This window comes from Algoriphagus ratkowskyi (assembly GCF_002150505.1).
Classification (GTDB): Bacteria; Bacteroidota; Bacteroidia; order Cytophagales; family Cyclobacteriaceae; genus Algoriphagus; species Algoriphagus ratkowskyi.
The window spans coordinates 210,458-223,797 of sequence record NZ_MSSV01000004.1 but is presented as its reverse complement, the minus strand read 5'-3'; the positions used below and the strand labels follow the sequence as shown (position 1 = coordinate 223,797).

General features: G+C 41.6%; 7 protein-coding genes. 3 read left to right on the top strand and 4 right to left on the bottom strand.

Annotated features, from left to right (window positions below; translation table 11 throughout):
• Positions 1-69: 69 nt before the first annotated feature.
• Positions 70-1,146 carry a hypothetical protein gene (locus BVH02_RS06460; RefSeq protein ID WP_086500359.1) on the bottom strand — a complete coding sequence of 359 codons (1,077 nt, stop codon included), beginning with the start codon at positions 1,144-1,146 and terminating at the stop codon, positions 70-72.
• Between the two features lie 332 nt (positions 1,147-1,478).
• Here BVH02_RS06460 and BVH02_RS06455 point away from each other — a divergent pair, with 332 nt between their 5' ends.
• Complete coding sequence (locus BVH02_RS06455; protein WP_086500356.1) at positions 1,479-2,780, top strand: alpha/beta hydrolase family protein; 1,302 nt, start codon at positions 1,479-1,481, stop codon at positions 2,778-2,780.
• Positions 2,781-2,822: 42 nt separating this feature from the next.
• Here the strand turns inward: BVH02_RS06455 and BVH02_RS06450 are convergent, their stop codons facing one another.
• A complete protein-coding gene (locus BVH02_RS06450) occupies positions 2,823-3,674 on the bottom strand; it encodes a sugar phosphate isomerase/epimerase family protein (protein WP_086500354.1) in 852 nt (283 codons plus the stop codon).
• 126 nt (positions 3,675-3,800) lie between these two features.
• Positions 3,801-4,823 (bottom strand): ThuA domain-containing protein, encoded by a 1,023-nt coding sequence (locus BVH02_RS06445; RefSeq protein ID WP_086500350.1) that lies wholly within the window; start codon positions 4,821-4,823, stop codon positions 3,801-3,803.
• Between the two features lie 189 nt (positions 4,824-5,012).
• Between BVH02_RS06445 and BVH02_RS06440 the strand changes: the two genes are divergently transcribed.
• Positions 5,013-6,434, top strand: a complete 1,422-nt coding sequence (locus tag BVH02_RS06440; protein ID WP_086500348.1) for a Gfo/Idh/MocA family oxidoreductase — start codon at positions 5,013-5,015, stop codon at positions 6,432-6,434.
• 224 nt (positions 6,435-6,658) lie between these two features.
• Here the strand turns inward: BVH02_RS06440 and BVH02_RS06435 are convergent, their stop codons facing one another.
• Positions 6,659-7,705, bottom strand: coding sequence for a PorP/SprF family type IX secretion system membrane protein (locus BVH02_RS06435; RefSeq protein WP_086500345.1), 1,047 nt, complete (start codon positions 7,703-7,705; stop codon positions 6,659-6,661).
• An 82-nt stretch (positions 7,706-7,787) separates the two neighbouring features.
• On the opposite strand from BVH02_RS06435, the gene BVH02_RS06430 reads away from it, so the two are divergent.
• A complete protein-coding gene (locus BVH02_RS06430; protein WP_086500342.1) occupies positions 7,788-13,340 on the top strand; it encodes a T9SS type B sorting domain-containing protein in 5,553 nt (1,850 codons plus the stop codon).

Genomic DNA, 13,340 nt, shown 5'->3' with positions numbered 1-13,340 from the left:
TTAGAGGTAAGCTCCTTTGCTACTTGTCTAAGAAGACTTTTCAAATCACCCAAGTTAAAACACCTTTTATTATGGTAATTCTCCAGTGTAAAGATCTTTCATTACGAGAATTTTATCGGGGTCTTCGAGTAAAGACTGATCTGAGAACATCATTATTCCTGAGGAAGGAAACTTTGATCCTTCAATCATTACCTTACGAAATTCCTCAGCGCTAACACTTCCAGGATTATTATGAGATTGAACTATAGGCCAAATTTTCAATTTGCCACTTTCCCCTACTCCGAGCGTCTGACCAAGCCAAGACACATACTCTCCTACCCAGCTCGTAGGCCTTCCTTTCATATGATGGAAAAGCATGGGGCTTAGAACATCTACGCGTTCAGCCAAAGCAATCAGATCCAAACCCATGGTTTTGTATAAGGCAGAATCATAGTCGGTCGGATACCATGCACAGTGAAACACTCCTAATTTCGCAGCAGGCTGTTGTGATTTGAGAATCTCGCCCATATCCTCCACCCAACCATTCAGTACACCCACTCTCCACTTTCTCCACTCAGGATCAACATTTTTCAAAATCCACGCTGCTCGCTCTGACACTGTTTCAAATGGAATCTGAATACTTCGAGCTTTTTCGAAAGCTCCTGTACATCGATCACAAAAACAGGTTTCTGGTAAGATCGGCTCTGGAGTTTCAAATTGAGCATGCCAATGCACATAATCCAGAAAAACTCCATCTACCTCATAGTCCCGTAGAATATTTTTTAATTGCTCGGAACGAAAGGCTTTAAATCCGGGATGAGTAGGGCAAATTCCCATAAACCAATCAGCAGGTGGTGATTTCTGCCCTTTTTCATCGGTTGGCCAAGCATCGGGATTTTCGGTCAAATATTCTTTTCCATTCAGCATTGCAAACTCCACAAAAACTTGTACTCCTTGATTTTTGGAATTATTATAAAATTCTTGGTTAAGCGAACCGCTCCGTACAAAAACAGCATTCATCCCAAGAGAATCGAAGGAATAGCCTGCTTTCAATAAGGTTTCCGGATTACCATAAACTCCTTTGATAAACTCTTCTGGAGCATCTTGAGAAGAAGACTTGCATGCAAAAGCGTTAAGAATTAACAGGATTAAAATAATATTACGCATGAATTTATGAGATATTGGAAGTAACTATTTGCAAGCAAAAGAAAACAATCTAATTCAAGAAATTAGATCCACCAAAGTTTAAATGTTCCGCTGAGTGCAAAGTGTATCACTATTCAATTCTTCATGTCTCGCAAAACAATATTTATACAATCGTGAAATTTGATCATAAGAATTAAAATCTTGAGACTAAAACTCGCACCATCCATCTATTAAACTATAACTCCAAATAATAACGCGTTTTATTAGGTACAAATCCTGACTAAATTGAGTTACAATAACTTCGCCTAGATGTATTTACTATCTTGAACTATCAATCTTAATTACCATCCAAAATGATCAAAAAACACCTGCTAGAATCAGCTCTTACAGTTATTCTTTTTTTATCCTCTTTCACCTATATCCTTGCACAGTCTCCAGCCAAACCCTTTGTCTATGGAGATCCTTTGCCAGATGCTCCTGAATTGGCTGCTAGAGGAGTATATGCTGTTGGAGTTCAAACCTTAGATTTGATCAACAAAAATCAGCTTGACATCCTTAACTATGGAAAAGGTATTGACTCCCTTTACAATAGACCGCTTAAAGTAGAAGTTTGGTATCCTGCAGAAGCCGGATCTGACAAATTGATTTCTTATGATGAGGTAATGGGTCAAAACGGATCTCCAAACAGACCGCTTGTCCCTTTCACTTTTCTAGGCAGAGCTACTAGAGATGCTAAACCTGCCTATTCTAAAGGCTCTTTTCCATTGGTAATCGTATCTCATGGATACACTGGTTCACGGTATTTGATGACTTATCTTACAGAAAATCTTGCCTCCAAAGGTTACGTCGTTGTAGCTATAGATCATACAGAAGCAACTTTCAAAGATGCTGCTGGCTTCCAGAGCACTCTACTAAATCGATCACTTGATGATCTTTTTGTGCTAAATGAAATGGCACGTCTAGGCGAGCAAAAAGACTCTTTTTTAAATAACTTGGTTGATGCAGACAACACAGCGCTAATTGGTTACTCTATGGGTGGCTATGGCGCAGTGAACGTTGCGGGAGCTGGTTACAGTCCACAGGCTGCACAGCTTTTTGGTTCAATGGCAGGTGGAAGTACCGCCTTGAAAAAACGAAGTATGGGTAATACAGAATACGAGGCTTCAATCGATCCTAGAATAAAGGTTATAGTAGCTTTTGCACCGTGGGGGATGCAAAGAGGAGTTTGGAACGCCGAAGGTTTAGCTGGAATTAAAATACCTTCCCTATTTGTAGCCGGAAGCAAAGATGATATCTCTGGCTATGAGACGGGCACTAAAGCTATTTATGAAGGTGCAGTAAACTCTGAAAGATATTTACTCACTTATATCGATGCTAGACATAACACCGCTCCTAACCCTCCGCCAGCAGAAGCGCTTGAATCAGGAAGACCTATCGATGAGTACTTGAGATATGCGGATTCTGTCTGGGATATGCGTAGAATCAACAATATAAATCAGCATTTTGTGACAGCTTTTCTAGGCTTTTACCTCAAAGACATGAAGGACTACAAAGCCTATTTAGATGTAAATGCAAATCCAGAAGCTAAAGAATGGCCTGGTTTTAAGCCTAGAACTACTATAGGATTAGAAATGGATCACAAAATGGCTAATTAAAAAAAATAGCCCAGGGTTTATGCCTTGGGCTATTTCATTTTTCTATAAACCGTATTTTTCTCCCATTCCTCGAATTAGCTCATAGCCATTTTCAGCCATATCCCATGGCTCTGAGAAATTCCTCCACACGCCAATGGAATTAGCGAAAGCCGGATCATTTCTGGTAAAGCCCTCAATAGTCAACCAGCCTTTATATTGGATGTCGGCTAGTGCTTTGAACGTTTCGTCAAAGTTCACATGGCCCGAACCTGGCGTGCCTCGGTCATTTTCCGAGATATGAAAATGTCCTAATTGAGGAGCAATAAATTTAATGGATTCAGATAGACTTTTCTCTTCGATATTCGCATGATGGGTGTCAAACATCGCTTGCACATTCGAATGATTAACTTTCTTCAGCAAGTAAGAAAGTTGCTCCATGGTATTGCAGAGGTAGCATTCAAATCTATTTAAAGCTTCTGGAGTCAGTAAAATTCCAGCTTGCTGAGCATAATCTCCCATTGCGTGCAGATATTCTGCTGACCAATTGTACTCTTCTTCTTTTGGCTCGCGCGATGCAAACACAGTGAATCCAGAATGATAGGGTCCACACAGCACCTGAGCATTTAGATCAGCCGCACGGTCGATTACCCATTTGAGTTGCTCACCAGCTGCTGCACGGATTTTAGCATTTTGAGAAATCGGGTTGTGATCTGCTCCCATTACAGTTACTGCAGTCACTTCCAGTCCTATGTCGGCACAATGCTTGCCAACCAGTTTGAACGATTCTTCTGGAGAACCTCCAATGAAAAATTCTGCTCCATCGTATCCGATCTTTTTCAGGCGGTCTAGCACGGGCAATAATTCGGCTGACATCTCTGCCGACCATGCCAGCACATTAAATCCTATTTTGTTCATGAATTTCTCACTCAATTAATTACTTATATCATTCAGAAATTCATTATCCAACATTCATCATTTGATATTCGATATTTTAATGACGAATGATGAACACTGAATGAAGAATAATGAAGTTGTTATCTGCTACTTGAAATCTTCTACTTTCATCCCCTTCCGGAAGCTATCAAAACCAAACATCGTAGGCTCATAGCTCCCTACGATTTCAACAGGAAGTTCTGCGGTAATCACCTCTGACATATCGAGTAGCCAAAAGGTAGAGTTCACGATCAAGCGACGCATATCTTCCACTTCGAAATCAATCGAAGAACCTAGCGTACTACCCATTACCTTTCCTTTTTTTCCTCCATCTAATGAATAGTCTTTTGTCCAAGCGATTGGCATAATGGATTTATCCCACATTAATGGCGCATCAGCAGTCATACCAGCAGTTGACTGGCCAAACAAAAGCACATTGGCTGTTGCTGGCAAATTCTTAATCGAGTAAACGTCCGTAGGTGCCCAGATATCATCCACACCCCTCAAAATTGGGTGATCTGAATCTCGATCCACTCCGTCTATCAAAACTCTGGTTCCTTCAAACTTGTGTTTGCCGTGATGAGCAACCCACGTTTCCCCTACAATCTGCTGACCAAAGCCACCTTCCCAACCTGGCACTTTACTACTCCAAGTCCATTTAGCATAGGGAGACTCTTTGTCCTTTATAGAAAAAGGGTGTGTAGAAGTACGCAGCGCGATCAAAGGTCTTCCAGATTTGAAATAATCTTCCAAATACTTCATTTGATCCATGGGTAAATCACGAAAACGAATCAACATAATGACCAAATCAGCCTTCTTCAAATGCTTCAACCCTGGGATATTATTCTGAAAGCTAGGCACAACTTCACCAGTTTCTGGTTCGATAGGGAAAAGTACGGTTGTATTAAAACCATAATGTGTGGACAGAATTTTTGCCATCATCGGCATGGATTCTTCAGATCTGTATTCGTCATCTCCTGCTATCAGCACGACATTTTTCCCTTTTCCAGGCCCTTCTTTCCCTTCAAATTGAAGGAAGGTTTTTCCATTTTGTGCTGAAACACAGGAAATTGAAAAAACTGCTAACAAAATCAACAAGGCCGTTGATTTTTTTGTGGATGTATTCTTCATGGTTTTTTAGAGAATGAATTGGGAAAATAGTAAAAGTTTTAAGGGTTTTCGTCCTGTAAGCAAAATTCTCTTTCGGTATCGATTCCGTTAATTCTTTGGTCTTTCCACAGAAAAACGGAAAGACAAGCAGTAAAAATTCCCTACTTTCTCACTCCAATACAATTAGTACTCCCAAAAATCCGAACAATTATGAAAACAGATAGAAGAAACTTTCTAAAAACAGGCTCACTAGCTGCACTTGGGCTTAGTGGGATTTCTATAATTCCTTCTACTGCCTTAGGTAAAGCCACAGGACATATCGCTCCAAGTGACAAAGTAAACCTTGCTTGCTGCGGGATCGGAAACCGAGGTGCTCAAATTATCAATGACCTGTACAAGACTGGCCTCTGTAATATAGTAGCACTTTGTGATGTGGACATGGGTGCTCCACACACTACTGCTATCATGAACAAGTTTCCTAAAGCTAAGCGCTTTCAGGACTTTAGAAAAATGTTTGACGAGTTTGGAAACGGTTTTGAAGCGATTACTGTAGGAACACCTGACTTTTCTCACTTCCCAATTACTATGCTCGCTATGTCTGAAGGCAAGCATGTCTATACAGAAAAACCAATGGGTCGTACCTTCAATGAGGTTTCCCTTATGATGGATAGTGCCAAAAGACATAATGTAGTAACCCAAATGGGTAATCAAGGACACTCAGAGGCAAACTATTTCCAGTTTAAAGCTTGGAAAGAAGCTGGCATCATCAAAGATGTAACTGCAGTTACTGCCCACATGAATAGCCCAAGAAGATGGCATGGATGGGATGTGAATATGCAAAGCTTCCCCAAAGCAGAACCAATTCCATCCACTATGAATTGGGATGCTTGGCTTACAACCAGAAGTGCTCACGATTATAATAAAGACTTCATCAATGGACAATGGAGATCCTGGTATGATTTCGGAATGGGCGCGTTGGGCGACTGGGGAGCGCATACGATGGACACTGTTCACAGGTTCCTCGACTTAGGCTTACCCTACGAAGTTGATCCGGTAATGCTAAAAGGACACAACCCATTCTTCTTTCCTATGTCTTCAACCATAGCTTTCAAATTCCCTAAAAGAGGTGATATGCCAGCTTTGGATTTGACTTGGTACGATGGTGTGGACAATGTACCACCAGTTCCTGCAGACTATGGTGTATCTGAATTGGACTCAAATATCCCTGCGGCCAGCACAGGACAAATTCAACCTGCAAAATTAAACCCCGGCAAAATTATTTATAGCAAGGATCTAACTTTCAAAGGAGGATCTCACGGCAGCACACTATCTATTCTTGGTGAGGAAAAAGCTAAGGAAATGGCAAGCAAACTTCCTGAAGTACCAGATAGCCCATCTGATCACTTTGCAAACTTCCTTAAAGGTTGCAAAGGAGAGGAAGAAACTCGCTCAAGATTTGAAATTACAGGGCCACTTAGTCAAGTATTCTGTTTGGGCGTTTTGGCTCAGCAATTAAATACAACTCTAAAATTTGATAGAGAAACTCAAATAATAACCAACAATCCACTTGCGAATCAATTACTCGGTGGTGAGGTACCAAGAAAAGGATGGGAGGAATTCTATACTTTATAATCTTAACTCTTTAAAAAAAACAGATTAAAAAAGCTGGAATGAGAAATCATTTCAGCTTTTTTATTTTCAAACCACGAAGCTCACAAAAGTTTTGCAAAGACTACAGTCCTACTTCCCATAAGATAGACCTCAATTCTTTCCTTTCTATTTAATCAAAAGGATTGAATAGAAAGGAGACTTTGTCAATTCGGGAGCCTCGTCAATCGTAATTCTAAAATCGTAGATTAAAATTTAGGGCAAGGTAGAAGCGTATCTCTTCGCTGTGGCTTGCCTTGATTATTATTAGGCAAAGTCCAAGACAAGCTCAATTCGTGAGCTCCACCAGATTGTATTCCCAACTGTGAAACGGTATAATCAAAACTGTAACCTACATTAAGACCGGAAAGCAGATTAAGGCCTACCATCATCACGATAGCGTCGCGATTACTTTGTTCCTCCACTTTTTTGTAAGGAAGGCCTCTATACCAAAGTCCGAACACAATAGGTTCCACGTAAAAATAAGCACCCACATCGAGTTGTTCAAAGGGCCCTTGCTTTTTGAAATTAATGGTTGGGGTTAAATATCGTTGTTTTCTAATGTGGGTAAAATCTCCTCGCATGGACCCTTCCCCTAATGAAATTCTATAGCCTGCATGTGCAGAGAATTTCACTGGTAAAGGACTGTCTCCATCTATAAAAGACTGATTGGGCTGATTAACATGATGCGCAGATCCTCCTATCCAAAAGTCCTCGGTGAAAAACAAGCCTCCAAAAGAAAGTGAAAGCATATTGACGGGGTCACCTAAGCCTGCGATATCTGAACCTGGGAATATTGGACCGAATGGATCATTAGGATTGATTTGATTGGCGAAAATCAGGTTTTCGTAGAAACCAATTTCTCTCCGTATATAACTAGCCTGAAAACCAGGACGGAAAAACATTTTATCTCCCAATTTCAATTCATAAGAATACAATGCTGAAATAGTAGTGGACCGAAGTTTTGACGCTCCTTCTGTATCCTGCATAACCATTACACCTATCCCCGAGTTGTAATCATTGAGGTAGGTATCGTAATAAGCAGAAAATGTAGTGAACTGCGCATCGATACTTGGCCATTGATTCCTGTAATTGAAACCTACCCGCCCAGTCAGTTCAGATCCTGCAAAAGCTGGATTTAAGTAAAGGGGTGCCGCGTAATATTGGCTATATTGCGGATCTTGCGCGAAGGCATTAGTTCCCAGAAATAGTCCAACCACACAAAGAAAAACAACGTAAAACTGAGACCGTAACAAGTATTTGTTCGTTTATTTGAATATTCAGTAGGCTTCTTCAACGGTACAGAACGTATGTTGTTTTAGAAGCAGTTCGAAAATTATGAAAAGCAGCCCTAATTCCATAAGGTTACCCAACATTTTTACTCTTGCCCTCCTATTTACAACTTTTGTAATTAATACTACGGTCTATTCACAGGGATTTAATGACAATGAGTGGATTTTTGGATATTGTGGTGGAGCTACCGCAAACAATTATTTATCCTTTGGAAAAGGAAATACAGCTACAGTTCAGTCAATTCCAGGTTCGGCAGTATATACCAAATACAATTCTGCCTTAGCCATTGACCCTATAACGGGTCAGCCGCTCTTTGTCACTAATGGCGAGCTGGTGTATGACAATAGTCAAAGACCAATTCAAGGTGTAGAATCTGGGTTGAATGGAAATATCGATGGCATACAGCAAGTAGCAACAGGTTTTTTGGAATATGATCCTGACGGTGCTAGGAGTTTTTACATCTTTTATATCTCACTAAGTGGCGAGCTTCAATACGCGCACTTGGACATGAATGCCGCCGGGCAGGCGACAAGTCAACAACCCGCACTTGGTGAAGTCGTATCCAAAGACATATCCATGGGGTCCGCGTCTGGTGGCCTATTGGTAGTTAAAACATCCGCCTCCCCTTCTTATCTAATTAGTTTCAACGCGGGAAATTTAATTTCCAAAAGTTTGGATTCAGGAGTTGGCAATTTCAGCAACACTGATTCTCAAGCCTTACCGTTTACTCCTGAAAGAATAATTTTCGATGAAGAATCGGGAAAGCTGATCCTTCTCCCCGAAGACAGCAGCGATTTATTTGTTGTAATGGATTTTGACACGAGCAATGGCACTTTCTCTAATTCAACTTCAATAGCTACGCTTCCTGGATCGGGAGATTACGGGGGAACAGAATTTTCTCCTGATGGAAATTTCATCTATTACTCCTTAGGAAATCAACTGTATCGCATCCCATCAAATAGCTTAGATGCCGCTTCAGAATTAATCCCGATCACTGGCCCAGGCACTCCACCTGTAGATCTTTTTGCTATTTATGATATCAAAGTCGGTCCTGATGAAAGCCTATATTATATCTATGAGGAAGTAGACGGTGGTCCTCAATTGATGGGTAAAATCACCAATCCAAATGAGGCAGACATAGCTTTGATCGAAGTGGAAGAAGATCCATTTGCAGGTGTAGATTTTTGCGGAACAATCTTTCCCACATTTGCCCCAAATGCAGATATCACTTCCACAGTAGATTTTACCTGGGCACCGGATGAACCTTGCGCAAATAATCCAGTGCAACTCACCTCTCAATTAACGCCAGAAAACTATAGACCTTTAAGCTTTCAATGGGAGTTTGATCCACCACTTGTAGATTCTGCGGGCAATGAGCTTGCGGTCGATTACTCACAGGAGCATTTCCTGATCCCTGCAGACGCTGCACAAGAAACCACTGTAAACGTGACACTGACGGTGACTTTTGCCGATGGTGAAACTAAAGTCGTTAATCACATTATTCCGCTCACAGAAAATGATCTTACGGCCAACTTTTCTCCTCAAGACACTACACTTTGCGAATCCTGTATTGATATCGGCCCACTACTTAGTGCGCAATCCGGAGAGGAAGATGGCGGTGCCGGAGGTGGTGGCGGAGTCGGAAGTGGCCAGGGTGGAGATGACAATTATGAGTATTTCTGGTCAAACTATCGAGACGAAGGTTGGGGAACAAGAAAAGACAACCTAGTATGTAAGCCGGGATTGTACTGGGCACTTGTGCGTGAGCCGGGTTCATCTTGCTACGCCTACGCAGAGATCCGCATTAAAATGTGGGACATAGATGATCAGACTAATAACATCTGGTACTTCGGTGATGGAGCAGGACTTGACTTCAACCCTGACCCTGACGATCCTGATGCTCCTACCCCAAGGCCAATAGCATCTCGACATCCACAAAATATCCCTGCTGGCACTACGACTATTTCGAGTCAGGACGGTGAAGTACTCTTCTTCACTGATGGACAATCCGTTTGGGATCTCAATGGAAATTTGATGGCAAATGGGGATGATATTGGAGGTGACAATGGAAGCAGCCAGGCAGTTTTGGCAGTACCAGTCCCTCAAGAAGAAACGCTTTTCTACCTCTTCACAAGCCAACTTTCCGTGAATGGCACCCATGAGGCTAAATTTTCGCTAGTGGACATAAAAGCAGAAAATCCGACTGGCGTAGGAAATGTAGTGACCAAGGATAATTTCCTCTTTAGTCCATCTACAGAACACACTGCTGCATTAGATGCCGGTGATACTACCTGGGTGATGTATCATGAGCTAGGTAATAACACCTTCAGGGCTTATCCTGTTTCTGCTAATGGTATTGGATCACCAATATTAAGTTCGGTAGGATCAAACCATTCGTATGGGTCTGGTGCAGGTACGATGAAATTTAATTCAGACGGAGACAAAGTTGCCGTTACGATATCGGAAGGCGGATGTAATAAATTAGAGATTTTCGACTTCGACAGCGATACTGGGCAGATGAGCGAATATGCTCTTATTGACTTAGGCTGTGACGGGGATGTTTATGGATTAGAATTTTCCGAGGACGGAGAGCGCGTACTGGTTTCTTATAGAAATGGAGGACCAGGAATAGAGGAGTTCATCATCAAAGCAAATGAAAATAATGATGCATCTTCCGCCGTTTGCCCAACTTGTTTCAATGGAGCGAGTACAAGATCACAAATAGAATCCTGTATCATCAGCACCAAAAAACAGATCAGCGATACGGCAGGGAAAGACCTTGGTGCATTACAAATTGGACCTAATGGTCAAATCTATGTGGCTGTTGTAGGTGACAATAGAATTGGGCAAATCAATGTAGGTTCGGGCTGTAATTCACAAAGCAGCTTTACTCAAGAGGGCGTAGATGCCATGCCAGGGACATCCAATTTGGGATTGCCATCCTTTGTGCAGAATTCAGGAAGTTCGATACCAGAACCTAGCCTCACTGCTCCATTAAGACTTTGTCTAGACCCTGAACTCGGAGCTGGAGCCTTACTCGAAGGTGGAGGAGAGCCTGATATTGACAGTTATTTCTGGACTATCACCAATAAGGACGATGGCACTATCATACGAAGTAATTACGGTGGGCCTGGAGATGAATTCCAAAACTTAGATCAGATCTTCAATACCCCAGGAACTTATACGGTAGAGCTTAGAGTGGACCGTTGCGGTGATCCTGAGTATTTTCGCTCTAGTACTGAAATTTTAGTAGAAGCGCCACCTGAGCTCACTTTAGCTGATGATGCTACACTTTGTGCCGGAAACCCTGTCACGCTTATCGCGATAGATGGATATGATCCTGCTGAGGGATTATATGATTTTGAATGGACAAATGCTGCTGGTCAAATTTTTGGAAATGAAAACTCGAACGAAATCACTGTTGATGAAGAAAGTATTTACACGGTAAGAGTAAGTTATAGATTGCCAGCCGGACTTTCGGATGACGAAGCGTTGCTTTATGAAACTTGTCCGTCAACTGCAGAAATTTTCGTGGGACCAGCCTTTGAATTTGATCTTGATCAAACGGCTACTGAAGTATGCTATGAAGAGACAGTAGTGACATTCGCTCCTAACACGCCAATTTCAGGTGGTTGGTTCTATGAGCTAAATGGTGATCCAACTCGTGTAGCATTAGGAGAATTCTTTGAATTAGAGCTTTTCATAAACACACTTCCAGGCCCAGGAGATTACGAGATTATATTTGTGACCCAAGATCCTATTTTGGAAGGATGCGTGGTAGAGAAAAAAGTGAATTTGTTTGTGAATGAATTACCCCTTTTCACCACAGTTCAGTTAATTTCTGCCACTGATTGTGCCACAGCCGATGGTTCATTTGAAATCACAATGCAATCGCCTGCAAGTCTTGTTACTATTGTGGGTGAAGGAATTTCTTTTACCAATGTTAATCAAGGCGATGTATTTCCCGTCACTGGCTTACTCCCTGGAGTGTATGCTATTGAAGCTGAAAACAGCTCAGGTTGCTTCTATACAGCTACGGCAACAATAGAGAATAGCAATCCTCCAGTTGGTTTTGAATACACAGTCACGAGCACAGATGAGGTTTGTGGGATTTCAGGTGTTGAAAACGGCTTGCTAACAATAAACTTTACGAATTCTCCACAGTCTGGCTCTTACACAGCGATACGGCAAGGAGACGGGCAAGTGTTCCAAGGATCGTTTGCTAACACCAACCAATTTGACATTACTGTACCACATGGAGAATATGCCATAGAAATACAGGATCCTAGTGGCTGTGCGATACCAGACCCTACCATTTATTCCATAGTTCAGAAATTCGAAGTCATATTCTCTGTGCCTTCAGTATTGACAGCCTGTGAAAGCTTCACATTCACACCTACTTCACCAAGTGCATTGAATTATACGGTGACCAATGCTTCAGGAACTCTCCTCACCCCAGATGCAAATGGAGATTTTACTTTAACTCAATCTGGCACTTACACTGTTCGAGGAGAAGACCCAGCGGGAGTAAATTGTCTGAAGGAAAAAACCATTATTGCTAACATAACACAGGTCATTGATTTTGACATTTCTCCACCCAAAGTAGATTGTCAGGTTGGTATTCAATATGAGGCGATTTTAACTAATGTAGGTCCAGCAGATGTAATTTTCCTTTGGAAAGACAATGCTGGAGTGATTGTGGGTAGAAGGCAAACATTTGTCCCAAGCAGGTCAGGAGATTACACCTTGGAAGTGCAGCCAATAGCAGGGGGCTTATGTCCAGTGGACAAAAAATCTTTTACGGCAGTAGTCATTTCCCAAAAGGTTGAAGTAAGTCTAGACATAGTGCCCTTTTGCATAGACCAAACAAGCACGACCATCACGGTAGTAGCAGATATGACTAATGTGGCAGATATAGAGTGGTATTCAGTGGTCAATGGCACCAGAACAAGAATTCCTGCTTTCAATGGATTACCTATCATCGAAATATCTCAAGAAGGAACATACGAGGCATTACTCAGAAGTGGTGCTGGCTGTGATCTAGGCAGAGCAAACGGTATAGTAATCAAATCAGTAATAATCCCTCCAGTAGTCCCTGACGAATTCATTATCTGTGCAGTAGAAGGTGTAACTCAAACGATAGACCCAGGAGTCTATGACAACTACTCTTGGAAATTAAATGGCGTAGAGGTTTCTACCTCACCCACCTTCACTCCTACCACTGGAGGCAACTACGAGCTGAATGTTTCAGACAATGTTGGCTGTGAATATGTAGCAAACTTTGTTGTAGTCGAAGATTGTTCCTTGAAAATAATCTTCCCAAATGGCGTAATTTTGAATGATCCTAATCGAAACTTCATCCTCTATGCGAATGAATACATTGACGATGTTGAAGTATATATTTACAATCGTTGGGGTGAACTGATTTTCTATTGCTCCCATGAAAACATTGAACCAAATCAAGCTTTCTGTCCATGGGACGGACAATATAGAGGACAATTCGTGATAAACGGAACATATGCTGTGGTAGTCAAGTTTACCAGTCAGGACCAGAATAAATCAGAAAAATTAACCAAAGCGATTACAGTAATTCAATAA

Bases quoted from the DNA above. Each gene is read 5' to 3' on its own strand.
- BVH02_RS06450 (WP_086500354.1), bottom strand. From the start codon at position 3,674: ATGAACAAAATAGGATTTAATGTGCTGGCATGGTCGGCAGAGATGTCA.
- BVH02_RS06445 (WP_086500350.1), bottom strand. From the start codon at position 4,823: ATGAAGAATACATCCACAAAAAAATCAACGGCCTTGTTGATTTTGTTA.
- BVH02_RS06440 (WP_086500348.1), top strand. From the start codon at position 5,013: ATGAAAACAGATAGAAGAAACTTTCTAAAAACAGGCTCACTAGCTGCA.
- BVH02_RS06430 (WP_086500342.1), top strand. From the start codon at position 7,788: ATGAAAAGCAGCCCTAATTCCATAAGGTTACCCAACATTTTTACTCTT.
- BVH02_RS06455 (WP_086500356.1), top strand. From the start codon at position 1,479: ATGATCAAAAAACACCTGCTAGAATCAGCTCTTACAGTTATTCTTTTT.
- BVH02_RS06460 (WP_086500359.1), bottom strand. From the start codon at position 1,146: ATGCGTAATATTATTTTAATCCTGTTAATTCTTAACGCTTTTGCATGC.